At 56.4% G+C, this 25,536-nt stretch carries 26 protein-coding genes; 13 read left to right on the top strand and 13 right to left on the bottom strand.

Going from position 1 to position 25,536, the window contains the following annotated elements; translation table 11 throughout:
• Window positions 1–72 precede the first annotated feature (72 nt).
• The gene (locus tag ACR0DX_RS14560) at window positions 73–561 is read left to right on the top strand and encodes an FxsA family protein (protein WP_170355606.1); all 489 of its coding nucleotides are present in this window, start codon (window positions 73–75) and stop codon (window positions 559–561) included.
• A 64-nt stretch (window positions 562–625) separates the two neighbouring features.
• Window positions 626–1,126, top strand: a complete 501-nt coding sequence (gene secB, locus ACR0DX_RS14555) for a protein-export chaperone SecB (protein ID WP_170355607.1) — start codon at window positions 626–628, stop codon at window positions 1,124–1,126.
• A 27-nt stretch (window positions 1,127–1,153) separates the two neighbouring features.
• Here the strand turns inward: secB and dnaQ are convergent, their stop codons facing one another.
• The 4 genes from dnaQ to ACR0DX_RS14535 are packed head-to-tail and all read right to left on the bottom strand — an operon-like array spanning window position 1,154 to window position 3,888.
• A complete protein-coding gene (dnaQ, locus tag ACR0DX_RS14550; protein WP_170355608.1) occupies window positions 1,154–1,876 on the bottom strand; it encodes a DNA polymerase III subunit epsilon in 723 nt (240 codons plus the stop codon).
• Window positions 1,869–2,462 carry a dephospho-CoA kinase gene (coaE, locus tag ACR0DX_RS14545; protein ID WP_170355609.1) on the bottom strand — a complete coding sequence of 198 codons (594 nt, stop codon included), beginning with the start codon at window positions 2,460–2,462 and terminating at the stop codon, window positions 1,869–1,871. Before coaE ends, dnaQ begins: the two co-directional genes overlap by 8 nt.
• The gene (locus ACR0DX_RS14540; protein ID WP_170355610.1) at window positions 2,459–3,292 is read right to left on the bottom strand and encodes a shikimate dehydrogenase; all 834 of its coding nucleotides are present in this window, start codon (window positions 3,290–3,292) and stop codon (window positions 2,459–2,461) included. Before ACR0DX_RS14540 ends, coaE begins: the two co-directional genes overlap by 4 nt.
• Window positions 3,289–3,888 carry a Maf family protein gene (locus tag ACR0DX_RS14535; protein WP_170355611.1) on the bottom strand — a complete coding sequence of 200 codons (600 nt, stop codon included), beginning with the start codon at window positions 3,886–3,888 and terminating at the stop codon, window positions 3,289–3,291. Before ACR0DX_RS14535 ends, ACR0DX_RS14540 begins: the two co-directional genes overlap by 4 nt.
• Window positions 3,889–4,293: 405 nt before the next feature.
• Between ACR0DX_RS14535 and ACR0DX_RS14530 the strand changes: the two genes are divergently transcribed.
• The 7 genes from ACR0DX_RS14530 (at window position 4,294) to ACR0DX_RS14500 (ending at window position 11,658) form a co-directional block, all read left to right on the top strand.
• Window positions 4,294–4,743: a CopD family protein gene (locus tag ACR0DX_RS14530; RefSeq protein WP_170355612.1), complete on the top strand. Its 450-nt coding sequence runs from the start codon at window positions 4,294–4,296 to the stop codon at window positions 4,741–4,743.
• A gap of 122 nt (window positions 4,744–4,865) precedes the next feature.
• Window positions 4,866–6,137 (top strand): transcription termination factor Rho, encoded by a 1,272-nt coding sequence (gene rho, locus ACR0DX_RS14525; RefSeq protein WP_170355613.1) that lies wholly within the window; start codon window positions 4,866–4,868, stop codon window positions 6,135–6,137.
• 30 nt (window positions 6,138–6,167) lie between these two features.
• Complete coding sequence (gene mnmE / locus ACR0DX_RS14520) at window positions 6,168–7,454, top strand: tRNA uridine-5-carboxymethylaminomethyl(34) synthesis GTPase MnmE (protein ID WP_170355614.1); 1,287 nt, start codon at window positions 6,168–6,170, stop codon at window positions 7,452–7,454.
• Window positions 7,455–7,466: 12 nt separating this feature from the next.
• Complete coding sequence (gene mnmG / locus ACR0DX_RS14515) at window positions 7,467–9,335, top strand: tRNA uridine-5-carboxymethylaminomethyl(34) synthesis enzyme MnmG (RefSeq protein ID WP_170355615.1); 1,869 nt, start codon at window positions 7,467–7,469, stop codon at window positions 9,333–9,335.
• Window positions 9,332–9,946: a 16S rRNA (guanine(527)-N(7))-methyltransferase RsmG gene (rsmG, locus tag ACR0DX_RS14510; RefSeq protein ID WP_170355616.1), complete on the top strand. Its 615-nt coding sequence runs from the start codon at window positions 9,332–9,334 to the stop codon at window positions 9,944–9,946. Before mnmG ends, rsmG begins: the two co-directional genes overlap by 4 nt.
• A complete protein-coding gene (locus ACR0DX_RS14505) occupies window positions 9,939–10,742 on the top strand; it encodes a ParA family protein (protein ID WP_170355617.1) in 804 nt (267 codons plus the stop codon). The genes rsmG and ACR0DX_RS14505 overlap by 8 nt, the downstream gene beginning before the upstream one ends.
• A gap of 19 nt (window positions 10,743–10,761) precedes the next feature.
• Window positions 10,762–11,658 (top strand): ParB/RepB/Spo0J family partition protein, encoded by an 897-nt coding sequence (locus ACR0DX_RS14500; protein ID WP_170355618.1) that lies wholly within the window; start codon window positions 10,762–10,764, stop codon window positions 11,656–11,658.
• Here ACR0DX_RS14500 and ACR0DX_RS14495 read toward each other — a convergent pair.
• From ACR0DX_RS14495 to rph, 4 genes are read right to left on the bottom strand one after another with little or no spacing between them, the layout of a single operon-like run.
• On the bottom strand, window positions 11,648–12,001 hold the full coding sequence (locus ACR0DX_RS14495) for a YbaN family protein (RefSeq protein WP_170355619.1): 354 nt from the start codon (window positions 11,999–12,001) through the stop codon (window positions 11,648–11,650). The genes ACR0DX_RS14500 and ACR0DX_RS14495 overlap by 11 nt on opposite strands.
• Before the next feature lies 1 nt (window position 12,002).
• The gene (gene hemW / locus ACR0DX_RS14490) at window positions 12,003–13,157 is read right to left on the bottom strand and encodes a radical SAM family heme chaperone HemW (RefSeq protein ID WP_480846522.1); all 1,155 of its coding nucleotides are present in this window, start codon (window positions 13,155–13,157) and stop codon (window positions 12,003–12,005) included.
• On the bottom strand, window positions 13,147–13,761 hold the full coding sequence (gene rdgB / locus ACR0DX_RS14485) for an RdgB/HAM1 family non-canonical purine NTP pyrophosphatase (protein ID WP_170355621.1): 615 nt from the start codon (window positions 13,759–13,761) through the stop codon (window positions 13,147–13,149). The genes hemW and rdgB overlap by 11 nt, the downstream gene beginning before the upstream one ends.
• Entirely contained in the window at window positions 13,758–14,471 is a 714-nt protein-coding gene (rph, locus tag ACR0DX_RS14480) for a ribonuclease PH (RefSeq protein WP_170355622.1), read from the bottom strand. The genes rdgB and rph overlap by 4 nt, the downstream gene beginning before the upstream one ends.
• 112 nt (window positions 14,472–14,583) lie before the next feature.
• Here rph and hrcA point away from each other — a divergent pair, with 112 nt between their 5' ends.
• Entirely contained in the window at window positions 14,584–15,648 is a 1,065-nt protein-coding gene (gene hrcA / locus ACR0DX_RS14475) for a heat-inducible transcriptional repressor HrcA (RefSeq protein WP_170355623.1), read from the top strand.
• 10 nt (window positions 15,649–15,658) lie between these two features.
• Window positions 15,659–16,222 (top strand): nucleotide exchange factor GrpE, encoded by a 564-nt coding sequence (locus ACR0DX_RS14470; RefSeq protein WP_170355624.1) that lies wholly within the window; start codon window positions 15,659–15,661, stop codon window positions 16,220–16,222.
• A gap of 28 nt (window positions 16,223–16,250) precedes the next feature.
• Here ACR0DX_RS14470 and mutS read toward each other — a convergent pair whose 3' ends face one another.
• Window positions 16,251–18,866 (bottom strand): DNA mismatch repair protein MutS, encoded by a 2,616-nt coding sequence (gene mutS, locus ACR0DX_RS14465; RefSeq protein WP_170355740.1) that lies wholly within the window; start codon window positions 18,864–18,866, stop codon window positions 16,251–16,253.
• A gap of 161 nt (window positions 18,867–19,027) precedes the next feature.
• On the opposite strand from mutS, the gene ACR0DX_RS14460 reads away from it, so the two are divergent.
• Both ACR0DX_RS14460 and ACR0DX_RS14455 read left to right on the top strand, forming a co-directional pair.
• Window positions 19,028–21,292, top strand: coding sequence for an NADP-dependent malic enzyme (locus tag ACR0DX_RS14460; RefSeq protein WP_170355741.1), 2,265 nt, complete (start codon window positions 19,028–19,030; stop codon window positions 21,290–21,292).
• Window positions 21,289–22,158 (top strand): ribokinase, encoded by an 870-nt coding sequence (locus tag ACR0DX_RS14455; protein WP_170355625.1) that lies wholly within the window; start codon window positions 21,289–21,291, stop codon window positions 22,156–22,158. The genes ACR0DX_RS14460 and ACR0DX_RS14455 overlap by 4 nt, the downstream gene beginning before the upstream one ends.
• On the opposite strand, the gene msrA is transcribed toward ACR0DX_RS14455, so the two are convergent.
• From msrA to ACR0DX_RS14435, 4 genes are all read right to left on the bottom strand, one after another.
• Window positions 22,155–22,826, bottom strand: coding sequence for a peptide-methionine (S)-S-oxide reductase MsrA (msrA, locus tag ACR0DX_RS14450; protein ID WP_170355626.1), 672 nt, complete (start codon window positions 22,824–22,826; stop codon window positions 22,155–22,157). The two genes, ACR0DX_RS14455 and msrA, sit on opposite strands and share 4 nt — an antisense overlap.
• 88 nt (window positions 22,827–22,914) lie before the next feature.
• Window positions 22,915–23,196, bottom strand: coding sequence for an SCP2 sterol-binding domain-containing protein (locus ACR0DX_RS14445; protein ID WP_170355627.1), 282 nt, complete (start codon window positions 23,194–23,196; stop codon window positions 22,915–22,917).
• Between the two features lie 114 nt (window positions 23,197–23,310).
• Window positions 23,311–24,354, bottom strand: coding sequence for a M48 family metallopeptidase (locus tag ACR0DX_RS14440; RefSeq protein ID WP_170527654.1), 1,044 nt, complete (start codon window positions 24,352–24,354; stop codon window positions 23,311–23,313).
• Window positions 24,355–24,357: 3 nt separating this feature from the next.
• The gene (locus tag ACR0DX_RS14435; RefSeq protein ID WP_170355629.1) at window positions 24,358–25,425 is read right to left on the bottom strand and encodes a YjgN family protein; all 1,068 of its coding nucleotides are present in this window, start codon (window positions 25,423–25,425) and stop codon (window positions 24,358–24,360) included.
• Window positions 25,426–25,536 lie beyond the last annotated feature (111 nt).

Raw genomic sequence — 25,536 nt, 5'->3', positions numbered from 1 at the left:
GGCCTCATGCCACTATGTAGGTGACAGTTCGGGACAAGTCTACTGCCCGACCTGTAGTAAAGGATAACGCTTATGTATCTGTTTCTGGCATTTTTGCTGGTTCCGATCATCGAAATCGCCCTGTTCATTCAGGTCGGAGGTCTGATCGGCCTGTGGCCCACGCTTGCAATTGTCGTTGTGACCGCTGTTATGGGTACTGCTTTGGTCAGGACACAAGGTCGCATGGCGCTGGCAAATCTGCAGCGTTCCTTTGCTGACCTTGACGATCCGACCGAGCCATTAGCCCACGGAGCGATGATCCTGCTGTCCGGTGTGTTGTTGCTGACGCCAGGCTTTTTCACCGACGCGGTCGGATTTGCCCTTCTTATTCCGGGGGTTCGCGTCGCTGTATTTCGATATCTGAAATCAAAAGTGCAGATAACTCAATTCCAGATGGGTACGAGCACGCAGTTTCGCGGTGGCCCCAACCCATCGGGTGATGACGTGATTGATGGGGAATACACCGAAGTTCAACCCCGTCGTGACCCATCAAAACCATCGAAATGGGTGGATGGCCCGTGACCTGCATTGAGGTGCCGCGCCCAACTTGCTAAGCAATGGCGGATTTTAGTTTCGGAGTAGACCCATGGCCGAAGAAGACGCCAAAGAAAACACCGCAGCCGCACCGGCTGCACCTCAGATTCAAATGCGCGTTCTGGGACAATTCATTCGTGATCTGTCTTTTGAAAACGTGATGGCCCAAAAGGGTGTGTCGGGCGACGTGCAGCCCGAGATTTCTGTTCAGGTCAATCTTGACGCTAAAAAGCGTCAGGTCGAGCATCAGTATGAGGTCTCGGTCAAGCTGAACCTCAAGTCCAAAGCCAAGGGGATGGAAGACGTCCTGTTCCTGTGCGAGATCGACTATTGTGGTCTGTTCCATGTGGAAGGCGTGGCCGAGGATCAGCTGCACCCCTTCCTGATGATCGAATGTCCCCGGATGCTGTTCCCGTTCCTGCGCCGTATTGTCAGCGACGTAACACGCGACGGTGGATATCCGCCGGTCAATCTGGACAATATCGACTTTGTAGCTTTGTACCGGAATGAGCTGATGCGCCGTCAGGCCGAGGCGCAGAAAGCAGAAGCCTAAACGATCTGACCCGCGCCGGGGACACCTTCAGGCGCGGGTCCACAGGGCGTTTTCGCCCAGTTTTTCAACAAAACCTTCATGCGCCGCGCGCTCTTCTTCCGTGATCCTTGAAGCCAACGGCGTCGGACGGGCTGTGGGCCGCCATTCCTCACCCCCGGCTGCTGTTGCCGCCGCCGAAGTCGACAGACCAAAATCCGGCTGTCGTCCGCCGATCAGTTCAAGATACACCTCGGCCAGGATCTCTGAATCCAAAAGCGCGCCGTGCAGCGTTCGGTTCGAATTGTCGATATTGAACCGCCGGCACAGCGCGTCCAAAGTCGCAGGCGAGCCGGGGAATTTCTTGCGCGCTATGGCCAGCGTATCCAGTGCCTGTGCCATAGGCAGGGTCGGCAAACCCATCCATTTGAGTTCGGCATTCAGGAACTTCATGTCGAACGAGGCGTTGTGGATCACCAACCGCGAATCCTGCACGAAATCCAGAAACCCCTGACCGACCTTTGCGAAAACCGGCTTATCTTTCAGCGTGACCTCGCCCTTTTCCGGCGGGCGTGGGTTATCCAGCAGGTCGGGGCCGATACCATGCACGCCAAAGGCCTCTTCGGGCATCCCGCGCTCGGGGTTGATATAGACATGATAGGTCTCGCCCGTGGCCATGTGGTTCCAAAGCTCAACCGCGCCGATCTCGACGATTCGATCGCCACTTTCGGGGTCAAAGCCCGTGGTTTCGGTATCCAGTACAATTTCACGCATCTTCCAGCCCCGCCCGTATCTGCCTGACCACATCCTGCACCTGCGCACGGGCGTGGTCCAGACTGTCCGTCTCGATCACATAGTCCGACCGAGCGCATTTTTCGTCATTGGGCATCTGTTTGGCTCGAATCTGTTCGAACTGCGCCTCGGTCATCGTACCGCGCGCCATCACGCGACGCTTTTGTTCATCGGCTGGGATCGACACACAGGCGACGGCATCCATCGCAGCGTCTCCACCGGTTTCAAACAACAAGGGAATGTCGAAAACCAGAATATCCGCCTTGGCGTTCGCCGGAAACGACGCACGGTCTGCGGCGACCAGAGGGTGCACGATGCCTTCGATCTGTTTCAGCGCAGCCGGGTCATTTCCGATGATTTGTTTCAACGCCTCCCGGCTGACGGCGCCGTCAACGATTGCGGCTGGGAAAGCTGCCTGCATTGGGTCAACGGCAGCTCCACCCCTTGAATAGAGTCTATGTACGGCCGCATCCGCATCCCACAGCGCGCAGCCTTCATCGACAAACATCTGCGCCGTCGTGCTTTTGCCCATTCCGATCGAGCCCGTCAGGCCCAGCGCGAAACTCATGACAAAACAGCCGCGCGCAGGTCCAAATTGACCTCGGGGCGGACGCCGAACCAACTTTCGAAACCCGGAACCGCCTGATGCAGCAACATACCTAGGCCATCGACAGTGGTACAGCCGACCTCTTCGGCGGTTTTTAATAAATGCGTTTTCAGCGGTGCGTAGACCAGATCCGTCACAACCGCACCGGGCTGCAACCCGTCCAGCGGCACACGCAGTTCGGGCTGCCCTTGCATCCCCAAAGAACTGGTGTTGACCACCAATTCCGCATCCTCGATCACATTTCCAGCCTGAACCCAATCGACAACCTTGATGCTGGGTCCAAATTCATCGCGCAATATCTCGGCCCGTTCACGGGTACGGTTGGTCAGCAAAATCTCGGGCACCTGTGCGTCAACCAAAGCCTGAAGCACCGCCCGCGCGGCACCGCCAGCCCCGAACACAACCGCAGGTCCGCCCGACGGGGACCAATCCGGCGCACCGCTGCGCAGGTTCTCAAGAAACCCGTAGCCATCGGTATTGTCTGCGTGAATTCGGCCATCTTTCTTGAACACCAGCGTATTTGCCGCGCCAATCTTGCGTGCCCGGTCCGAAACCTCGTCGGCCAGTCGCAGCGCAGCCTCTTTATGTGGAACAGTGACATTTGTCCCCACGAACCCAGCCTTGGGCAATGCGCGCAAAACATCCTGCAAATCTTCCGGGGCCACATCCATCGGCACGTAGTGACCCGGCAGCCCATATGTCTTTAGCCAATGTCCATGCAACTGAGGCGACTTCGAATGCGCGACCGGATGACCAATCACCCCAGCCAAAGGAATTTTTGTCTTGCTCATTGATCAATCACCCCTTTGACAGCCAGGTAGTTCAGCAGCTCTAATAGAGGCATACCCAAAACGTTAAAATAATCTCCGTCAATGGTGGCGAACAAGCGCGCGCCCTCTTCTTCAAGCTTATAGGCCCCGACCGCATGGCGGATACTCTCCCAGTTGCGGTCGATATAGTCGCGCAGATACGCATCCGAGCTCATCCGCATCCGCAGGCGAACCTGACCCACATGCCGCCAGATCGGCTCGCCGTCTTGATAGATCACGGCAGCAGATAACAACATGTGCCGCTTGCCCCGCATCGCCTTAAGCTGCGCAAAAGCATCCTCGGCCGTTTTGGGTTTGGACAACAGCTGACCGTCGAAATCCAACACCTGATCACAGCCCAGCACCATCGCGCCGGGGCTCTTGTCACTGACCTTGCGGGCCTTCATCTCGGCCAGCGCATCGGCAATGTCGCGCGGGCTGGCACCCTCGGCCAGCAAGGCGCGTTTCATCGTCTCTTCGTCTACGCGTGCGACTTGGACGGTGAATGGCACGCCTGCGTTCTGCAAAAGCTGCGCGCGAATGGATGACCCCGAGGCCAGAATGATGGGGACAGACATGTGGAAAACCCCGTGTACAAATCGTTGAGCGTTCTAGGATGGTTTGTATGGTTTTCAGGTTGACACGCAAGCCCGGTGTTTTCGACTGAAACTTCCCCGAGTCGCCCAAATCCTGTTCATCCGGGACAAGGATAAGTCTGTCGAATGGTATAACCAGAATTTCCTTAATTACCCAAAGAGTTATCCCCAGAAGTACACATTCAACTATTATTTAAAACACTGTTTTTTATAAATAATTTTTTTTCTTCAACAGAATCGTTGTGTTCAAGCTGGATTCTATCCACCTGGGGAAAACACTTGTGTAAAAAAGTAATCCACGGAAATTGTTCACCCTACAAAACCATCTTCCTTTTTCTTTTCTTATTTTTTTATTAGGGAGGGTTTTGAGCAACCCTCGGAGCCAGCATGACCGACCTCCTTTTCGCAATCTACCCGTGGGTGAAGTCTGTCCATATAATGGCTGTGATCTCTTGGATGGCAGGCTTGTTCTATCTGCCCCGTTTGTTCGTCTATCACGTAGAAAAGGCGCAAGCAGTAGACGGAGCGCAGGAGATCTTCTTTGAAATGGAAGAGAAGCTGCTGCGCGTGATCATGCGTCCGGCGATGATCGTGGCGTGGGTCTGCGGGCTGATCATGGTCCTCACACCCGGCATTGTTGGCTGGGACTGGGCCTGGCCCTGGGCCAAGGGGGCTGCGGTGATCGGGATGACCTGGTTCCATCATTGGCTGATGGCGCGACGCAAGGACTTCATAGAGGGGCGAAATAAGCTCACTGGGCGGCAGTACCGCATGATGAACGAGGTTCCGACCGTTTTGATGGTGATCATCGTTCTGGCGGTCGTTCTGAAGTTCTGAGCGAGCATTTGACTCGGACCACCGGGATGCGTATGTAACGCACAACACGCCCGTCCGGGCGGCGTATCTTCCGTACTGAAATTCCACTTCGTGCCGCACAGTCAGCGGTGAAGGTTTGCATCATGCCCAATGAATCCCTGAATCTGGCCGATCTGAAAGCCAAAAGCCCCAAAGACCTCCTGGCTATGGCCGAAGAGTTGGAGATCGAAAACGCCTCGACTATGCGTAAGGGCGAGATGATGTTCCAGATCCTGCGCGAACGCGCGGACGAGGGCTGGACCGTGGGTGGCGACGGCGTTCTGGAAGTGCTGCAAGACGGGTTCGGTTTCCTGCGCTCGCCCGAGGCAAACTATCTGCCGGGTCCGGATGACATCTATGTGTCGCCTGACATGATCCGTCAGCACTCGCTGCGTACCGGTGATACCGTCGAAGGTGAAATCAAAGCGCCTGACGACAATGAACGCTATTTCGCGCTGATCAAAGTGACCAAGATCAACTTTGAAGAGCCCGAAAAGGCCAAGCACAAAATCCTGTTCGACAACCTGACGCCTCTGTACCCAGATGAGCGCCTGAAGATGGAGATCGAGGACCCCACCATCAAGGACAAATCGGCCCGTGTGATCGACCTCGTGTCGCCCATTGGGAAAGGCCAGCGGTCGCTGATCGTGGCGCCTCCGCGGACGGGTAAGACAGTGATCCTGCAGAACATCGCGCACTCGATCGAACAGAACCACCCCGAGTGCTATCTGATCGTCCTGCTGATCGACGAACGCCCCGAAGAGGTGACGGACATGCAGCGTTCGGTGAAGGGGGAGGTTGTATCCTCGACCTTTGATGAACCTGCAACGCGCCACGTGGCCGTTTCGGAAATGGTGATCGAAAAGGCTAAGCGTCTGGTTGAGCATAAACGAGATGTTGTGATTCTTTTGGACTCGATCACAAGACTTGGTAGGGCGTTTAACACTGTGGTCCCATCTTCGGGTAAGGTTCTGACCGGTGGTGTGGATGCGAATGCTCTGCAACGACCCAAGCGGTTCTTTGGTGCGGCCCGGAACATCGAAGAGGGCGGTTCGCTGACCATCATCGCCACAGCGCTGATCGACACCGGTAGCCGGATGGACGAGGTGATCTTTGAAGAATTCAAAGGCACCGGTAACTCGGAAATCGTGCTGGATCGCAAGATCGCCGACAAGCGCGTGTTCCCAGCCATCGACATCCTCAAATCCGGCACCCGGAAAGAGGACCTGCTGGTCGACAAGGGCGATCTGGCCAAGACATTTGTTCTACGCCGTATCCTCAACCCGATGGGCACGACCGACGCGATCGAATTCCTGCTATCCAAGTTGAAACAGACGAAGACAAATGGCGAATTCTTCGATTCAATGAATACCTGACACAGGTCTTAACCAACGCGAGGCCTTCGAATGGATACGATATTCGCCTTGGCCAGCGCGCAAGGCAAAGCCGGGGTGGCGGTGATCCGCCTCTCGGGGCCCATGGCGCATTCTGCAGCGGCAGATTTGACGGGTGGGGATTTACAGCCGCGCGGGATGAAGTTGCGGACCTTGCGGGCACCAGATGGGTCACGTCTGGATGATGGGCTGGTTTTGACATTTCAGGCACCAGCCAGTTTCACCGGCGAGGACGTGGCAGAGCTACAAATACATGGCAGTACAGCCGCGGTGAATGCCGTTATGCGTTGCCTGTCGGATACGAACGGTCTGCGTCTGGCAGAACCCGGAGAATTCACCCGCCGCGCGCTTGAAAATGGTAAGATGGATCTGACCCAGGTCGAGGGGTTGGCCGATCTCATAGATGCGGAAACAGAAGCGCAGCGTAAGCAGGCGCAGGTAATACTTGCAGGTGGACTAGGAACGCTTGCGGAAAGATGGCGTCGCGATTTGATCAGAGCGGCCTCATTGTTGGAGGCCGTGATCGATTTTGCCGACGAAGAGGTTCCAACAGACGTAACTCCTGAGGTCCGCTCTTTGATCTCGGGTGTTGTAACGGACCTGCAGCATCAAGCCGAAGGTGTCCGGATTGCGGAACGCATCAGATCTGGTTTTGAAGTGGCTATAGTAGGTCTTCCTAACGCAGGTAAGTCGACTTTGCTTAACGCATTGGCAGGGCGTGAAGCGGCAATCACTTCCGAATACGCCGGAACTACCCGAGACGTCATTGAAGTAAGGATGGACTTGGATGGGCTTCCGGTTACCTTGCTGGATACAGCGGGCCTTCGCGAGACTGAGGATCACGTTGAAAATCTGGGAATCGAGCTTGCCAGGAAACGGGCGGAAACGGCTGATCTTAGAGTTTTCCTTGCCGAAGATCCTGAATCATTGGGTATCTCTATGCAAAAGGGGGATATCCATGTGTTGCCGAAATCTGATCTTCGCAGTGTATCAGATGGTGGAGTATCGGGGATAACAGGTCAGGGCGTGGATAGACTAGTATCCGATATATCGGGGGTCCTTGGTCAACGAACCACTAGTTCTGGTATTGCAACACGGGAACGGCATCGTGCTGCGCTGGTGAATGCTCAGACCTCCTTGATCGCTGCGATGTCGTTTCTTGAATCAGGCCCCGACATGTATGATATCGTGGCTGAGGAGTTGCGCAGTTCAATTCGGGCGCTCGAGGCGTTGGTTGGCAGAATAGGCGTGGAAGATTTGTTGGACGAGATCTTTTCTAGTTTTTGCCTGGGTAAGTAAGGAGTGTTTCACGTGAAACATTCAGATTTCGATGTTGTAGTTATTGGTGCAGGCCATGCTGGAACCGAGGCTGGTCATGCTGCGGCACGGATGGGTGCCAATACTGCACTGGTGACACTTTCTGCGTCAGATATTGGCGTCATGTCCTGCAACCCAGCTATTGGAGGACTGGGCAAAGGGCATCTTGTTCGAGAAATTGACGCGTTGGATGGCGTCATGGGCCGGGTCGCCGATGCGGCAGGAATTCAGTTTCGTTTACTGAATCGCCGAAAAGGTCCAGCGGTGCAAGGGCCCAGAACACAAGCAGACCGAGCTCTGTACCGATCTGCAATGCAGAAAGAAACACAAGCACAACCAAACCTTACCGTAGTTATTGGTGAGGTCGTGGACTTTCTGATGTCTGGCAACAAGGTTGTCGGCATAAAGCTCTCGGATGAGTCTGAAGTACGCGCGGCTGCAGTGATCTTGACCTCAGGTACGTTCCTTCGGGGAATCATTCACATAGGTGATGTTTCCAGACCCGGTGGTCGAATGGGTGACAGACCATCGGTTAAACTGGCTGAGAGACTGGATAGCTTCGAACTTCCATTAGGTCGGCTTAAGACTGGAACTCCACCGCGGCTTGATGGCCGCACCATTGATTGGTCTGATCTGGAGCGTCAGGACGGTGATGACGTTCCGACGTTATTCTCATTTTTATCCAAGACCGTCCAAGCGCCTCAGATTTCCTGCGGTATAACACATACCAACTCACGAACGCATGAGATTATCGAGCAAAACCTGTCGCGATCAGCGATGTATGGTGGCCACATTGATGGGATTGGTCCTCGGTATTGTCCATCTATAGAAGACAAGATTGTTAGGTTTGCAGACAAGGACTCTCATCAAATTTTCCTTGAGCCCGAAGGTGTGAATGACCACACAATCTATCCCAACGGAATCTCCACCTCTTTGCCCGAAGATGTTCAATTGGAATACGTTCAGTCGATTAAGGGCCTGGAAAACGCTGAGATTCTTCAACCTGGGTACGCAATTGAATATGACTACGTCGATCCGCGTGTACTGACGTCATCATTGGCACTTCCAGAGGTGCCTGGACTTTTCCTTGCCGGGCAAATCAATGGAACAACAGGTTACGAGGAAGCCGCGGCCCAAGGATTGGTTGCAGGTTTAAATGCTGCTTTGTCGGCATTTGATAAAGGACCCGTCCATTTCACACGTTCAGACAGTTATATCGGCGTTATGATAGATGACCTGACAACTCGTGGCGTTGCTGAACCGTATCGAATGTTTACTTCTCGGGCCGAATTCCGCTTGTCTTTGCGTGCTGACAATGCCGATCAACGTTTAACGCCGATTGGTTTGGACTTAGGCTGTGTGAAATCTGTTCGCAGAACCTCATTTAATGAAAAGATGGAGAAGCTTAGCTCTGCAAAGGCTAAGTTGATTGAACGCAGTTTTACGCCAAAGGAAATCCGATCTGCTGGTATCAATGTAAACCAAGACGGTAACCGCAGGGATGGTATGGCCGTTCTAGCATTCCCAGATGTTTCGTTCGAAGATTTACTTCCCTTAATTCCTGCATTGGAGGCCGTCGACCAAGACATACGCCTTCAGGTAGAGCGCGACGCCTTGTATGCGAATTATATCGAACGTCAGAAAAAAGATGTTGAGGCGATGAAGCGGGATGAGTCTTACGAAATTCCGCAGGATTTTGACTTTTTTGCTTTGGAAGGGCTGTCTTCTGAGATGAAGCAGAAACTGTCCATTGCCAGACCTGAAAATATCGCTCAGGCCGGACGCGTAGAAGGCGTAACACCCGCAGCTTTGACTTTGGTCTTAGCGAAACTTCGGCGGGACCAAAAGGTGCGAAAAGCATGATCGGGGCGATTTTCGAAGGTCTGGATGTTTCACGTGAAACATTGGAACGGCTGACGACATACGTTGACTTGGTAAATCGCTGGAATCCCAAAATAAATCTTGTCTCTCGCAACAGTCTTAATGAAATTTGGGTTCGGCACATCAAGGACTCGGTTCAGGTTTATCGGTGTGCAGATACATTCGACAACTGGGCTGACTTGGGTAGCGGAGGAGGTTTTCCAGGTATGGTCTGCGCTTTGATGGCGGTAGAAGAGAACCCAAATGCAGAGTTTACTTTTGTCGAAAGCGATCAAAGGAAATCGGCGTTTCTAAGGAATGTTGCGCGCGAATGTGGTGCCAATTGTAAGATCATATCTAAGCGAATTGAAACAGTTGGCCCATTGAATGCGCAAGTCTTGTCAGCCCGTGCACTAGCGGATCTGAAGACGCTTTTATCCTATTGTGACAGGCATTTAAGCGAGTCCGGTGTGGCGTTGTTGCCGAAAGGCGCAAACTGGAAAAAAGAATTGGACGACGCTCGGGAAGAATGGAATTTCCAAGCCGACCCGATTACAAGTTTAACAGAACCCCAAGCCGTTATCCTTAAGATCAAAGGAGTTTCACGTGGTTGACCTGTCTCGCCCCACCGGCCCCAGAATTATTGCGGTTGCCAATCAAAAAGGTGGGGTAGGGAAGACAACAACTGCGATCAACCTCGCAGCGGGACTAGCCGAAGCTGGGTGTAATGTCCTGGTTGTCGATCTGGATCCCCAAGGCAACGCCTCAACCGGGCTTGGTGTTGAAGACCGGGATTGGACAACTTACGACCTTATTCTGGACGACGCTCCGCTAGAGGCAGTTATCCAAGAGACAGAAATTGGCGGACTCTACGTCATTCCGGCCACAGTGGATCTGAGTTCGGCGGATATTGAGCTTATTTCAAATGAGAAGCGCAGCTATCTGTTGCACGACGCGTTGCGACAAACGGCGATCGACAAGTTTGAATTTGATTTTGTGCTGATCGACTGTCCACCGTCACTGAACTTGCTGACTGTGAATGCTATGGTGGCCTCGCATTCTGTCCTTGTTCCTTTGCAAAGCGAGTTCTTCGCCTTGGAAGGTTTATCACAACTGATGTTGACGATCCGAGAGGTACGACAAACGGCGAATCCGGACCTCAGAATCGAAGGTGTTGTGTTGACCATGTATGACAACCGCAACAACTTGTCCCGGCAGGTCGAAAAGGACGCGCGTGACAATCTGGGTGAGATGGTATTTAAAACCAAGATACCTAGAAATGTTCGGGTGAGTGAGGCTCCGTCTTATGCGTTGCCTGTATTGCAATATGACTCCGGCTCTTTAGGGGCGATGGCATACCGTCATTTGGCACGGGAAGTCATTCATAAAAACAAAAAAGCCGCTGCATAAGCGGTAAAAGGAGGGTCACGTGGCCGCAAAGAAAGCAAAACCCCGAGGTTTGGGCCGCGGATTGTCCGCTTTGATGGCTGATGTGACGCAAGAACCCGAAGGTCGCTCTGTATCCGAACCGCGTCGTCCGGACATGACGGTACCAATCGAAAAACTGCACGCGAATCCTAATCAGCCACGCAGAACATTCTCGCGCGAGCAACTGGATGAACTTGCGGCTTCAGTCAAAGAAAAGGGCATCATTCAGCCGCTGATCGTACGCGAGATCTCTGAAGGGGACTATGAAATCGTCGCGGGCGAACGGCGATGGCGCGCTGCTCAGATGGCGCAATTGCACAATATACCGGTGATCGTCCGGGATTTCGACGACACTGAGGTTCTGGAAGTCGCTATTATCGAAAACATCCAGCGCGCCGACTTGAACGCAGTAGAAGAGGCGGCGGGCTACAAACAGCTTATGGATCGCTTTGGTCATACGCAGGAGAAACTCGCCGAAGCACTGGGTAAAAGCCGCAGTCACATAGCGAATCTTTTGAGACTTTTGTCTTTGCCAATGGACGTTCAGCATTTCGTCGTTGAGGGAAAGCTTTCTGGCGGACATGCGCGGGCTTTGGTGACGGCTGAAAACCCGACCGATCTGGCCAAAACCGTCATTCGAGATGGTCTTTCGGTGCGTGCGACTGAGGCTTTGGTGAAAAAGCAGCACCAACCCGAGGCTGAAAAATCTGCACCTCGATCACGGAATTTGGATGCGGGCAAAGACGCCGATACGCGCGCGCTTGAAAAAGACCTGTCTGCAATTCTCGCAATGAAGGTTGTCATCAATCATAAAGCCGGAACCGAGACGGGACAGGTTGTTTTGACATATGAGAATCTGGATCAACTGGACGATCTGTGCGCCAAACTTAGCCGTTAGGCCGGGTCCAGATAAAAGTTAGCACACCGCCAAGAATGATGGCTTGAATTGCCAATACGTAGATGGGCACTGCGATCAGAACAGAAATTCCAAAGACGGCGGCGATCGACACGGTGGCCGCTCTTTTTGCGGCGGGTCGAATGGCGCCAGAGCTCTGCCAATCCTGGATTAATGGTCCAAACGTACGATGCGTGATTAGCCAGTGGTGCAGTCGTGAAGACGAGCGCGCGAAGAAGAACGCCGCCAACAGTAGGAACGGCACCGTGGGCAGAAGGGGCAGCACAATGCCGATCACGGCAAGCGCGACGCTAATCAAACCCAAAGCTGCCCAGAGATACTGCATGTTACCCCAACAATTCTCGAATGACGGCGTTTAGAACTGCGCGTCCATCTTTGGTTGCGCGAAGCCGGTTATCATGCAGTTCGATCATCCCAAGTTCGCAGAGATGTTGCAGTTTTTCTTGTGGCAGAGGTTGCTTGGACAGAGCACCAAATCGATCAATATCTAGTCCTTCGTCAATCCTAATCCCCATCATAAGGTATTCACTTGCCTGATCTTGCAGAGTTAAGGCAGCTCGCTCCTTCTCACCTGATCCCGCAGATGCTGCTTTCAGCCATGCATTCGGCGATAGGTATGTTTCGGTGGCCCATTTTGTTCCGTTTGCGGTTACTCGTCCGTGTGCTCCGGGGCCGATGCCGACATAATCGCCATAACGCCAGTAAATCAGATTGTGTTGCGACTCTGACCCCGATCGGGCGTGGTTCGAAACCTCATAGGCGGGCAGGCCGTGGGCCTCACAAATCTCTTGCGTGGCGAGGTACATGTCAGCGGCGTGGTCATCCTCGGGCAGGCCGCGCAGTTTGCCCACCGCGTAACGGTCGCCAAAGGCGGTGCCTTCCTCGATCGTCAGTTGGTACAGTGACAGATGATCAACGGCCATCGACAGGGCTTCGGTTAGTTCCGCGCGCCAATCGTCCAACGTTTGATGCTGGCGGGCATAGATCAGGTCGAAACTGACGCGGTCAAAGCAATTCCGGGCGATATCAAAGGCGGCGCGTGCTTCGGCCACTGTGTGGATACGGCCCAGACGACGCAGATCTTCATCGTTCAGCGCTTGTACCCCCATCGAGATCCGGTTCACGCCGGCATCACGATAGGCAGCGAAGCGCCCAGCCTCGACCGAGCCGGGATTGGCCTCAAGCGTGATTTCCATGTCATTGGCGGGCCGCCAAAGGGCGCGGGCCTCATCAATCACAGCGGCGACGGTGTCGGGGTCCATCAGGGACGGGGTACCGCCGCCGAAGAAGATCGTGTTCAACACGCGATCAGGCGTTTCGATGGCCGAGCGGCGCAGTTCAGCTAAATATGCCTCAAGCCATTGTTTTTGATCAATATTACGGGAAACATGGCTGTTGAAATCGCAATATGGGCATTTGGCCTCGCAAAAGGGCCAATGCACATACAGGCCAAAGCCCCCGTTGCGCCAATCATCCGCCAAAGCAGCCCTTCACGAACATCTCCACCGCACGGCCGCGATGGCCGATCTTGTTCTTTTCCCAGCGATCCATTTCGGCAAAGGTAATGTCATAGCCGTCGGGGACAAACATCGGGTCATATCCGAACCCGCCTTCGCCGCGAATAGGCCAGACCAGATGTCCGGGGGCGATGCCCTCGAATACTTCGTCATGACCGTCGGGCCAGGCCAGCACCAGCGTGCTGCGGAACTGCGCAGTACGCGGGTGGGGGACGTTTTTGGCTTCCAATTCATTGTGAGCGCGGGTCATTGCCATCAGGAAATCGCGGCCATTCCCGGTTTCCGCCCAATCGGCGGTGTAGACGCCCGGTGCGCCATCCAGCGCGTCGATGGTGATCCCGGAATCGTCCGACAGGGCAGGCAGTCCGGTTGCCTTGGCGGCGGCATGGGCCTTGATCCGGGCATTGCCGACAAAGGTATCCTCGGTCTCTTCCGGTTCGGGCAGGTTCATCTCATCCGCGCCAATGACGGTCACGCCAAAGGGCTTGAGCAGATGCGCCATCTCCTCAAGCTTGCCTTTGTTGTGCGTGGCAAACAGCAGCCTGTCGCTGTCGAACTTGCGGGTCATGCGGTGGCGGCCTTTTGGGCGGCAGCCAGTTCGCCGACGCCTTTCTCGGCCAGATCCATCAGATGATCCATCTGCGCGCGGCTAAAGACCGAGCCTTCGGCGCTCATCTGTACTTCGATCAGTTTGCCCGAGCCGGTCATGATAAAGTTGCCGTCAACGCCGGCCTCGCTGTCCTCGGGGTAGTCCAGATCCAGAACCGGCTGACCGGCATAGATGCCACAAGACACGGCGGCGACCGGATCGACCAGAGGATCGGAAATCACGTCACCCGCTTTCATCAGCTTGTTCACGGCCAGACGAAGGGCGACCCAGCCGCCGGTGATCGAGGCGCAGCGGGTGCCACCATCGGCCTGAATGACATCGCAGTCGACAGTGATCTGACGTTCACCCAAGGCAACCCGGTCGACACCGGCGCGCAGGGCGCGGCCAATCAGGCGTTGGATTTCCACGGTGCGGCCCCCTTGCTTGCCCGAGGCCGCCTCGCGCCGCATCCGGGTGTTGGTCGCGCGGGGCAGCATCCCGTATTCCGCCGTTACCCAACCCAGGCCCGAGCCTTTGATGAAAGGCGGCACGCGATCCTCGATTGTGGCGGTACACAGCACATGGGTGTCGCCCATCTTGATCAGGCAAGACCCTTCGGCATGTTTGGTGAAACCTGTCTCGATGGAAACAGCGCGCATTTCGTCTAGATTACGTCCTGAGGGTCGCATGGAATTTCCTTTGTTTGCTGGCTTTGGGATACCGCCCCGTGGCGTTACGATGCAACCCCGATTGACCTTTCATTTGCCTGCGATTTAATGACGATCCAGCAGGGGGCCGCCGATGAGCGAAGCAAGTAAAATTCTGAATGAGATGAACGATCGCTCGCGCGAGGTGTTTCGGTTGATCGTCGAAAGCTATTTGGAAAGTGGCGAGCCGGTGGGCAGCCGCACCCTGACCCGTACCCTGTCGGAGAAAGTCAGCGCCGCGACGGTGCGCAATGTGATGCAGGATCTGGAATTTCTGGGCCTGTTGGACAGCCCTCATGTGTCTGCGGGGCGGATTCCAACGCAGCAGGGGCTGCGAATGTTTGTCGATGGGCTGCTTGAGGTCGGCGATCTGGGTGCTGATGACCGGCAGAAGCTGGACGAGACATTAGGCTCTAACGCATGTGATGTAGGCGGAATGCTGGACCGGGTGGGATCGGCCCTGTCACACGTGACACAAGGCGCATCACTGGTGCTGACGCCCAAGCATGAGGCCGAGATCAAGCATATCGAGTTCGTCTCGCTGGGCCATGACCGGGCTTTGGTGGTGCTGGTTTTTTCGGACGGGCACGTGGAAAACCGCCTGTTCACCCCGCCTCCGGGGCAGACGCCCAGTTCCATGCGTGAGGCGGCGAATTTCCTCAATGCGCTGATCGAGGGGCGCACGATCAGCGAAGTACGCAAGCAAATGTTGTCTCAGATCGACGCGCGTAAACAGGAAATTGATGTGCTGGCGCGCGACATGGTCGAAAGTGGAATCGCGGCCTGGGACGGGGACGGGGGCGACTCAGCCCGTTTGATTGTGCGCGGGCGGGCGAATCTGCTGCATGATCCGGCGCAGGAAGAGGAATTGGATCGCATTCGCACCCTGTTTGACGATCTGGAGCGTAAGCGTGACATCGCCGAATTTCTTGAATTGACTGAAGATGGCGAGGGTGTGCGCATTTTTATCGGCTCTGAGAACAAACTTTTCTCACTTTCGGGTTCCTCTTTGGTGGTGTCTCCATATATGAACGCTGATCGAAAGGTAATCGGTGCGGTCGGGGTTATTGGACCCACACGTCTGAACTATGGACGGATCGTTCCGATCGTGGATTATACGGCGCAACTGGTCGGCAAGCTGATTTCCGACCGGAGCTAGAGGGTAAGAGATGGCAGAGCCCAAGAACGAAGATTTTCTGGACGATATCGCAGCCGCCGAGGCCGAAGAGCTGGCGGAAGAAATCGCAGAGTTCAGTGACGAGGCATTGGAACTGGACGAACTGCGCGCCGAGCGTGACGAGTACAAAGACCGGTTCATGCGCGCGCTGGCCGATGCCGAAAACGCGCGCAAGCGAGGCGACAAGGCGCGTCGCGATGCGGAACAATATGGTGGGTCCAAACTGGCCCGTGACATGCTGCCGGTTTACGACAACATGAAACGCGCGCTTGAGGCCGCGACCGATGAGCAGAAAGAGGTTGCTGCCGGTCTGATCGAAGGTGTTGAGCTGACCATGCGTGCGCTGACGAACGTGTTCCAGAAACACGGGATCGAGGTGATCACCCCCGAGGTTGGTGATCGATTTGATCCGAATGTGCATGAGGCGATGTTCGAAGCTCCGGTGCCGGGAACGCGCGCGGGCGACATCATTCAGGTCTCAGCCGAAGGGTTCATGCTGCATGACCGCCTGCTGCGCCCGGCGCAGGTTGGGGTGTCGTCGACACCTGCGAGCTAAGCGATCACACAGACTTGGAAAGGGGCGGTCAGGATTTGGCCGCCTCTTTCAGTTTGTAGATAAGGTCCAGCGCCTCGCGCGGGGTCAACTCGTCCGGCAGGATGTCGTCCAGCATATCCGTGACGGGCGATGCTTTGGGCGCGGGCGGGGGAGGTGGCGGCGCGGCTGAGAACAGAGGCAGGTCGTCGATCAACGCCTTTTGCTTGCCGCCTTCGCGTTCGGTTTTCTCCAACTGGTCCAGAACAACGCGGGCACGGTCGACCACGGATGCGGGCAGCCCGGCCAGTTGCGCGACCTGCACGCCGTAGGATCGGTCGGCGGCGCCCTTGTGGACCTCGTGCAGGAAGATGACCTCGCCTTCCCATTCCTTGACGGCGACAGTGGCGTTGTCGACGCCTTCCAGCTTGCCGGCCAGCGCGGTCAGTTCGTGGTAATGGGTGGCAAACAGCGCACGGCATTGGTTGGCGGCATGCAGATGTTCCAGCGTGGCCCAGGCGATGGAGAGGCCGTCATAGGTGGCGGTGCCGCGCCCGATTTCATCCAGAATAACCAGCGCGCGGTCATCGGCCTGATTGAGGATGGCGGCGGTTTCGACCATCTCGACCATGAAGGTTGAACGCCCACGGGCTAGATCGTCGGAGGCTCCGACCCGGCTGAATAGCTGGCTGACCACGCCGACATGGGCCTGTTCGGCCGGGACATAGCTGCCCATTTGCGCCAGTAGGGCGATCAGGGCGTTCTGGCGCAGGAAGGTCGATTTACCGGCCATGTTGGGACCGGTCAGCAGCCAGATCGCGGCCCCCTGATCTGCGGTCAGATTGCAGTCATTGGCGATGAACGCATCGCCCGATTGCTGGCGCAGCGCGTGTTCCACGACCGGATGGCGACCGCCTTGCACGTTGAACGCGCGCGAGCTGTCGACCTGTGGACGGCACCAGTTTTCACCCCGCGCCAGATCGGCCAGCGCGGTGGTCAGGTCCAGCTCGGCCAGCCCGCGGGCCGCTTGGTTGAGGCGGGCAGCAAGGGCCAAGATATCGCCAGAAAGCCTTTGATAGAGCCGCTTTTCGATCTCAAGCGCCAGATTTCCGGCGTTCAGAATGCGGGTTTCGATCTCGGACAGTTCCACCGTGGTGAACCGCACCTGATTGGCGGTGGTTTGGCGATGGATATAGGTTTCACTGAAAGGCGGGTTCAGCATTTTCTCGGCGTGCGTAGCCGTGGTTTCGATGAAATAGCCCAGCACGTTGTTGTGCTTGATTTTCAGCGACGTGATGCCGGTGTGCTCTGCGTATTTCTGCTGGAAACCGGCGATGACGGATCGGCCTTCGTCGCGCAGGGTGCGGGCCTCGTCGAGTTCGGGGTCGAAGCCGGGGGCGATGAAGCCTCCGTCGCGGGCCAGAAGGGGCGGTTCGGTGACCAAAGCCTGATCCAGCAGGCTCAGTAGATCGTCGAACCCCACGAGGTTCTGCAACGCGGTCGAGAGCAGAACAGGCAGATCCTGCGCCTCGCAGATTTCAGCAATCGCGGCCGCCTGCGTCAGGCCGTTGCGGATTGCGGCCAGATCGCGCGGCCCGCCACGGTCCAGCGACAGGCGCGACAGGGCGCGGTCCAGATCGGGGGTTTTGCGCAGTGCCTCGCGCAGGTCCGAGGCGATCAGGTTGTCCTCGGCAGCGAAACTCACCGCATCAAGCCGGGCATGGATTATGTCCAGATTACGAGACGGACTGGACAGGCGCTGTTCCAGCAGACGTGCGCCGCCCGGCGTCACGGTGCGGTCAACCACCGACAGCAGTGACCCGGCGCGCCCGCCTGAGAGCGACCGGGTCAGTTCCAGATTGCGGCGCGTGGCGGCGTCGATCTGGACCACGCGGTCCTCGGATTCCTTCAGCGGCGTTTGCAGCAGGGGCAGTTTGCCCTTTTGCGTGATCTCCAGATAGTCGATCAGCGCGCCCATGGCGGACACTTCGGCCCGGCCAAAAGACCCGAACGCATCCAAAGCGCCCACGTGAAACAACCCGCAGATACGCTTTTCTGCCGCCGTGCTGTCGAAACTAGCGCGCCCGATGGGGGTCAATGAAATCCCAAGATCGCGCACCGTCTCGTTCAACGCCTGTTCCATGCCGTCGCCCACGATTAACTCGGACGGGGCCAGCCGCGCCAGTTCGGGGCTGAGCCGCACGGATGTCAAAGGCATCACGTGAAACGCCCCGGTGGAAATGTCAGCCCATGCCAACGCGGCCTCATCCCGAACCTCGGCATATGCAGCCAGAAAGTTGTGGCGGCGGGCTTCCAACAGTGCGTCTTCGGTCAGTGTGCCGGGGGTGACCAGACGCACAACATCGCGCCGAACCACCGATTTAGAGCCTCTTTTTTTCGCCTCAGCCGGGCTTTCCATCTGCTCGCAGACGGCCACGCGAAAGCCTTTGCGGATCAGCGTCAGCAGATAGCCCTCGGCCGAATGCACCGGCACGCCGCACATAGGGATGTCCTCACCATTATGCTTGCCGCGTTTGGTTAGGGCGATGTCCAGCGCCTCGGCGGCATTGACGGCGTCCTGAAAGAACATCTCGTAGAAATCGCCCATGCGGTAAAACAGCAGGGCGTCTGAATGGGCCTCTTTGATCTCAAGATATTGCGCCATCATCGGCGTGACTGTGGACAAAAGCGGCCCCCTTTTGGCGTCTTCCGGGCGCGACCTTACAAATCCCCCAACCGTGACGAAAGGTGAAAACGTATTGTCGTTGAGGCGCAGCCCCGCCTGCGCTATGACGCATAAGCCCCGAAGTCATGGAAACGACCGATAAGATGCCCAAAACGAAGATCACAAAAGAAGAGGCGCTGGCCTTTCACCTGGACCCCACCCCCGGCAAGTGGGAGGTGCAAGCCACCGTTCCCATGACCACGCAGCGCGATTTGTCGCTGGCCTATAGCCCCGGCGTCGCTGTTCCATGTGAAGCGATCGCCGAAGCGCCCGAGACTGCGTACGACTATACTAACAAGGGCAATCTGGTGGCTGTGATCTCGAACGGGACGGCGGTTCTGGGTCTTGGCAATCTGGGCGCTCTGGGGTCGAAACCGGTGATGGAGGGCAAATCCGTCCTGTTCAAACGGTTCGCTGACGTGAATTCGATCGATATTGAGCTGGACACCGAAGACCCAGATGAATTCTGTCGCGCTGTGCGCCTGATGGGGCCTACTTTCGGCGGCATCAACCTTGAGGACATCAAGGCGCCCGAGTGTTTCATCATCGAACAGCGCTTGAAGGAAGAGATGGATATCCCCGTCTTCCACGACGATCAGCACGGCACGGCAGTGATCTGCGCGGCGGGCCTGCTGAATGCACTGCATATTTCAGGCAAGAAGATCGAAGATGTTAAGATCGTGCTGAACGGTGCGGGCGCGGCAGGCATCGCTTGTATCGAACTGCTCAAATCCATGGGTGCGCGGCACGAAAACTGCATCGTCTGCGACACCAAGGGCGTGATCTATCAGGGCCGGACCGAGGGGATGAACCAATGGAAATCGGCCCACGCGATCACCACTGACCTGCGCACGCTGGAAGAGGCGATGAACGGTGCCGACGTGTTCCTGGGCGTGTCGGTCAAAGGGGCGGTTACTCAGGATATGGTCGCCAGCATGGCCGATAATCCGGTCATCTTTGCTATGGCGAACCCTGACCCTGAGATCACGCCAGAAGAGGCGCACGAGGTCCGCGTGGATGCGATCGTCGCCACGGGCCGCAGCGATTATCCCAACCAGGTGAACAACGTTCTGGGCTTTCCCTACCTGTTTCGCGGCGCACTGGATATCCACGCCCGCGCCATCAATGATGAGATGAAGATTGCCTGTGCCCACGCGCTGGCCAATCTTGCGCGCGAGGATGTGCCGGATGAGGTCGCCATGGCCTATGGCAAGTCGCTGACCTTCGGGCGTGACTATATCATCCCTACGCCGTTCGATCCGCGCCTGATCCACCGCATTCCTCCGGCGGTTGCAAAGGCCGGGATGGATACCGGGGCCGCGCGGCGTCCGATCATCGACATGGACGCTTACGAGCTCAGCCTGAAATCCCGCATGGATCCGACGGCCAGCATTCTGCGCGGTTTGAACGCACGGGCGCGTCAGGCGCAAAGCCGGATGATCTTTGCCGAGGGCGACGATCCGCGCGTGTTGCGCGCTGCGGTGACTTATCAGCGGTCAGGCTTTGGCAAGGCGCTGGTTGTGGGTCGCCAGGATGACGTCAAGCAAAAGCTGGAAGAGGCTGGGTTGGGCGATGCTGTGCGCGAGCTTGAGGTGGTGAATGCCGCCAATACCATGCACCTCGATACCTATACCGATTTTCTGTATAAACGCCTGCAGCGTAAAGGTTTCGACAACAAAGATGTCTACCGTCTGGCGGCGCGTGACCGCCACGTGTTTTCCTCGCTGATGCTGGCCCACGGCCATGCGGATGGTCTGGTGACTGGCGCCACGCGTAAATCAGCGCATGTACTGGACCGTATCAACCATGTGTTCGACGCTGACGCTGCCCATGGCGCGGCGGGGGTAACAGCGCTTTTGTATAAAGGGCGGATTGTGCTGATCGGCGATACTTTGGTGCATGAGTGGCCGGATGAGAATGATCTGGCCAATATCGCCGAACGCTCGGCCGCTGTGGCGCGTCATATGGGGCTTGAACCACGCGTGGCCTTCGTAAGCTTCTCGACCTTCGGGTATCCGGTATCGGAACGTGCTGAAAAGATGCATCGCGCCCCGGCCGTTCTTGACCAGCGCGGCGTGGATTTCGAGTATGAGGGCGAGATGACCGTCGATGTGGCGTTGAACGTGGATCAGCAAGCGGCTTATCCGTTCCAGCGTCTGACGGGTCCGGCCAATATCCTGATTGTGCCTGCGCGGCACTCGGCCTCGATCTCGACCAAGCTGATGCAAGAGATGGGCGGCGCGACCGTGATTGGCCCGATCCTGTCGGGTGTCGATAAGCCGATCCAGATCTGCTCGACCGTCTCGACCGCGAATGACATCCTGAACATGGCCATTCTGGCCTCTTGCGACATTTCGGGTAAACCATGACGATCTGGAACCTCGGTTCGATCAATGCGGATATGATCTATGACGTGCCGCATCTGCCCGGGCCGGGGGAAACGCTCTCGGCCAGCCGTCTGGACCGGTTTCTGGGAGGCAAGGGTGCGAATACGTCTGTGGCCTCGGCCCGGGCTGGTGCACGGATTGCGCATATCGGCGCCGTTGGTTTTGATGGGCGCTGGGCGCGGGATCGACTGAACGAGTATGGTGTTGATACGCGCTACATAGCTCAGGTCGATGTGCCAACGGGCCACGCAATCATTGCTGTGGATGCGCAGGGTGAGAACAATATCATCCTGTTTCAGGGCTCGAACCATGCGATTTCACAGGATCAACTGGGGCAAGCGCTGTCATCCGCGTCGCAAGGCGATCTGTTGGTGATGCAGAACGAAACCAATCTGCAGGTTGAGGCGGCGAAGATGGGCCGTGAAATGGGTCTGACGGTCTGTTATGCTGCTGCTCCGTTTCAGGCAGAGTCCGTTCAGGCCGTGCTGCCATATCTGGATTTCCTGATCCTCAACGCGGTCGAGGCCGAGCAGTTGCACGAGGCCACCGGTCAACCTGTTACGGACCTCCAAATTGAGCATGTGATTGTCACACTGGGGGCCGAAGGCGCGCGGTATTATCATCGCGGAGAAGCCTTGGACTTCCCGGCCCATAAGGTGCAGGCCGTGGATACGACCGGAGCAGGCGACACCTTTACCGGCTATGTTCTGGCGGGGATAGATCGCGGAATGCCGATGGCGCAGGCGATTTCACAAGCAAATCGTGCCGCGGCCCTGATGGTCACGCGGCACGGTACGGCAGATGTGATCCCCGACCTCAAAGAAGTCAGGGAAGCGCGGTTCGACTAAGACCCGGCAAAAGGTGCGTCGCCACCCCAAAGCTGTTTGACGCGGGCGTCTCGGCCACAGGCGTTGCGATAAGCCTTATAGGCATTCTTCTGGCGCTTGGGTCCGAAGCGGGTGAAGACCAGCTTGTCGCCTTTGTAGTAATCCTGATGGTATTCCTCCGCCGGATAGAATGCGCTTTCTTGCAGGATGGGGGTTACAACAGTCTGTCCCAAAGCGCGCTGGGCGTCGGCCTTTGCAGCCTCAGCCACGGCCTTTTCGCCGGCGCCGGAGACGAAAATCGCCGTGCGATAGCTGTTTCCACGATCACAGAACTGACCGCCAGCATCCGTGGGGTCGACCGATCGGAAGAACATGTTCAGCAGGGTTTCACGGGAAACGCGAGCCGGGTCGAACGTAATCTGGACGGCCTCGTAGTGGCCGGTGCCGCCCTTGGACACCTGATCATATGTTGGGTTGGCAGCTTTGCCGCCGGTAAAGCCCGAAACCGCTTCGATCACACCGGGGACGGATTCGAAATCGGATTCGACGCACCAGAAACACCCTCCGGCAACGGTCAGGGTCTCGGTTGCTGCTGCGGGCGCGGGGGCGGCACGCAGCAAGGCCGCGATCGTAATCAAAGCAAAAAGAAGCGTCGGTTTGACGTAGTCGAGATAAGCGATGCGTGTCATGGCAGGTCTCCTTCTGATAGAAACTTGCCTTCTCTTTTTGATCCGTGCAATCGCCTGACATCGTTTGTCACGCGCTGGTGAGACGAGTTTATCCCAGCAATTGTCCCAGCTTCATCGCGACGCCCATGTTTCCCGAAATCTTAAGCTTACCCAGGGCAACACCCGTCATCGGGTTCAATTTGCCCGTGAGCAGTTTGGTCAGGTTGCTTTGCGAGATTTTGATGGTGCAGTCCGTATCCTGATCCTGTGTCGTGGCCTGATTGTCGGCCAGAACAATCACGCCATCGGAACCGCAATCGAATTTGAGAGAGCCCTCAAAGCTCTTGCCTGCGAGGTTCTTTTGAATTCCGTCCGCGATCTCTTGCAACATGATATCCTCTTTCCCTGTTCGCGAGACCGTAAAGAGCCAATGGGTTTATCCGCAAGCTTGACCAAAGGACAACTTACGTAACGGTGAAGAAGGCTCTGACCCTAGGCACAACGGCTAGTGGCGGTGGTTCAACTCTCTGAAGTTTTCCTGCCGTTCCTGGAACCCCGGATGGGTGCTGAACCAATCGGTACCGTGATCTCCGAACTCGGTCTCGAGAATATCGAAAAACTCGGACAACCCATTTGGGTCAAAGCCTGAACGGGCGGCCAGATCGACTCCGTATCGGTCAGCAGACAATTCATGCTGGCGCGAGTAGGACAGGGACAGGATCAGATTGCCCTCTAGCAGAACCTCTTCAAGGATGGGGCCAGTATCTCCGGCCATCATTCCGATCAGGACAAATGTCCCAAGCGACCGATACAGCTGGGTCAAACCGTGCTGTTCAGCGACATGCCCGATTTCATGACCCAGCACACCTGCCATCGCGTCCACCGAGATCAGCTTTACCAGCTCATCGGTCACGACGATGGTTCCGTTGGGCAAGGCAAACGCGTTTGGGCCAATTCCTGGCAGGCGCCTGAATTGCAGAGTGTAGGCAAAGTCTTGCGCCTCGGGTCCCATGTTGGTCAAAAGACGGTCGAAACTGTTCTGAACCTGTTCCTGTTGGTCCGGACTCAGGGCGCTGGGTTTCGCCAGCACTTTGTCTATTGCTTGCAAGGTGCTGGCATCAATGGCCGATACAAGCGGCGGTGGCGTCATCCAGACGGCCAGTGCGACCAGCACGGTCAGGCCATATTTCCATACACCCCAGGCGGCAAACAGACAGGCGATCGAGACCAGAATAAGCCGAGGGTGAAAGCGTTCGGTATGGTGCAGCCAGGATCCACTGCTATCGGAAATCAAGTGTTCCAGCGCGGCATGTCTGGTGGTCAGAAAAAGGGTGCCATCTGGAAAATTCACCCTGCGTTCGGTCGACCCGACGCGGGGCTCGATATCCAGCTCATTCGGGGCACAGCGTGTTTGTATCTGCCCGTCTCCGTCGATCAACCAGACGGTATTGGATCCAACAGCCAGACGCGCATGGATTTCGCGTGAGCTGAGTGGTGGATAGGCGCGCCCTTCAACGGGCGCGCTGATATTGTCGGGCAGATCTTGCAACGGTCAGACCGCGATACCGATGTCAAAGCCTTCGATGTCACCATAGGCATCGCCAATGGCACTGACATTGGCCGTGACACCTCCGACGAATTCGTCCAGCGAACCCGAGGGGAAAAAGGTGGTGTGATCGGCCAGATACCGCGCCCGGCGAACATGCGCCCATGGCAACATCAGACCAAGGGTCACAGCAATGACGATCGCATTTGAAACAGAAATCCACAGCAAGCGCAGCGCGTTCACATCCGAATGGAACCTGTGACCGTCGCCCAGAATGGCGTAGTTGTAAACCGTATTGCGAACCATGGCGCGATAGATGATCGAGGCCGGGACAAAGACCGCGAAAAGAAGCAACAAGATCAGGATAACGTCGATCGCGGCGGCGACGTCCTCGGGGTTTTCGTTGATCGAGGCCAGAGCTTCTACGAAATTCATGTTTACACCAACCACTGCAATCGCAACGACGATGGTTCCCAAACCCCAAGCCATCGCCGCCAGTGCGGCCTTGTAAAACGGCCCGATCGGGCTGTCGAAGGACATTGCAGTTGCACCATATTTGTGACCGTTCACGTGAAACCTCTGGACGGATCGCGTGACAAATGGCCATGTCGTATAGAGCGTCAGCGCGGCGATGATCGGGTACAGGAAGTAATTGGCCGCCGCCGATCCCCATGTGCCTTGAAAGTCGAACCGAACATTCGACCAACTGGAGACACGCGCCTGAAACCGCAGTGAGCGGACAAGCAGATATGGGAGCACGAAGATCAGCCCCAATATCAACACAAGGTTCACAATCGGGATTGCGCCGAGAACGGAGTAAATCACGATACCCGCAACGACGATAATCCGTCCGAACAGAATCTGAAGGCCGGTTGCGTGATAGTCAAAACTGCGTCCCGCCACATAGGTGTTTTGATAAAAGTATTTCTTGGTCCGAACCTTTGCCCACGCGCTGTAAATTCCGAACGTGATTAGCGACAACAGCAAGTTGACGATCCAGATCCCGAAATACTCGCTGGCCGAGCCTCGGAACTCGAATTCGTTTGGGGTGCCTTGTGGGTGATTTGCCTGCATTTCAGCCTCAAAAGAATGGATAGAAAAAAGGGCCAATCCCACAAGAGAACCGACCCGCTTTGTCTGAACATTCAAAAAGGCGATTGTACGGCAGAGTTGCGACCGCGAAGC

Source organism: Ruegeria sp. D3, assembly GCF_056534465.1.
The sequence above is the reverse complement of the archived record's forward strand: the minus strand, read 5'-3'. Positions and strand labels throughout refer to the sequence as shown.

What these genes read in the sequence shown, in the direction of transcription:
- ACR0DX_RS14470 (WP_170355624.1), top strand. Translation starts at nt 15,659, where the DNA reads ATGGCAGAGCCCAAGAACGAAGATTTTCTGGACGATATCGCAGCCGCC.
- rsmG (WP_170355616.1), top strand. Translation starts at nt 9,332, where the DNA reads ATGATCGGGGCGATTTTCGAAGGTCTGGATGTTTCACGTGAAACATTG.
- mnmE (WP_170355614.1), top strand. Translation starts at nt 6,168, where the DNA reads ATGGATACGATATTCGCCTTGGCCAGCGCGCAAGGCAAAGCCGGGGTG.
- mutS (WP_170355740.1), bottom strand. Translation starts at nt 18,866, where the DNA reads ATGATGGCGCAATATCTTGAGATCAAAGAGGCCCATTCAGACGCCCTG.
- ACR0DX_RS14455 (WP_170355625.1), top strand. Translation starts at nt 21,289, where the DNA reads ATGACGATCTGGAACCTCGGTTCGATCAATGCGGATATGATCTATGAC.
- ACR0DX_RS14560 (WP_170355606.1), top strand. Translation starts at nt 73, where the DNA reads ATGTATCTGTTTCTGGCATTTTTGCTGGTTCCGATCATCGAAATCGCC.
- ACR0DX_RS14535 (WP_170355611.1), bottom strand. Translation starts at nt 3,888, where the DNA reads ATGTCTGTCCCCATCATTCTGGCCTCGGGGTCATCCATTCGCGCGCAG.
- ACR0DX_RS14530 (WP_170355612.1), top strand. Translation starts at nt 4,294, where the DNA reads ATGACCGACCTCCTTTTCGCAATCTACCCGTGGGTGAAGTCTGTCCAT.
- secB (WP_170355607.1), top strand. Translation starts at nt 626, where the DNA reads ATGGCCGAAGAAGACGCCAAAGAAAACACCGCAGCCGCACCGGCTGCA.
- msrA (WP_170355626.1), bottom strand. Translation starts at nt 22,826, where the DNA reads ATGACACGCATCGCTTATCTCGACTACGTCAAACCGACGCTTCTTTTT.
- ACR0DX_RS14460 (WP_170355741.1), top strand. Translation starts at nt 19,028, where the DNA reads ATGCCCAAAACGAAGATCACAAAAGAAGAGGCGCTGGCCTTTCACCTG.
- rho (WP_170355613.1), top strand. Translation starts at nt 4,866, where the DNA reads ATGCCCAATGAATCCCTGAATCTGGCCGATCTGAAAGCCAAAAGCCCC.
- ACR0DX_RS14540 (WP_170355610.1), bottom strand. Translation starts at nt 3,292, where the DNA reads ATGAGCAAGACAAAAATTCCTTTGGCTGGGGTGATTGGTCATCCGGTC.
- rdgB (WP_170355621.1), bottom strand. Translation starts at nt 13,761, where the DNA reads ATGACCCGCAAGTTCGACAGCGACAGGCTGCTGTTTGCCACGCACAAC.
- ACR0DX_RS14495 (WP_170355619.1), bottom strand. Translation starts at nt 12,001, where the DNA reads ATGCAGTATCTCTGGGCAGCTTTGGGTTTGATTAGCGTCGCGCTTGCC.
- dnaQ (WP_170355608.1), bottom strand. Translation starts at nt 1,876, where the DNA reads ATGCGTGAAATTGTACTGGATACCGAAACCACGGGCTTTGACCCCGAA.
- ACR0DX_RS14435 (WP_170355629.1), bottom strand. Translation starts at nt 25,425, where the DNA reads ATGCAGGCAAATCACCCACAAGGCACCCCAAACGAATTCGAGTTCCGA.
- hrcA (WP_170355623.1), top strand. Translation starts at nt 14,584, where the DNA reads ATGAGCGAAGCAAGTAAAATTCTGAATGAGATGAACGATCGCTCGCGC.
- coaE (WP_170355609.1), bottom strand. Translation starts at nt 2,462, where the DNA reads ATGAGTTTCGCGCTGGGCCTGACGGGCTCGATCGGAATGGGCAAAAGC.
- ACR0DX_RS14445 (WP_170355627.1), bottom strand. Translation starts at nt 23,196, where the DNA reads ATGTTGCAAGAGATCGCGGACGGAATTCAAAAGAACCTCGCAGGCAAG.
- rph (WP_170355622.1), bottom strand. Translation starts at nt 14,471, where the DNA reads ATGCGACCCTCAGGACGTAATCTAGACGAAATGCGCGCTGTTTCCATC.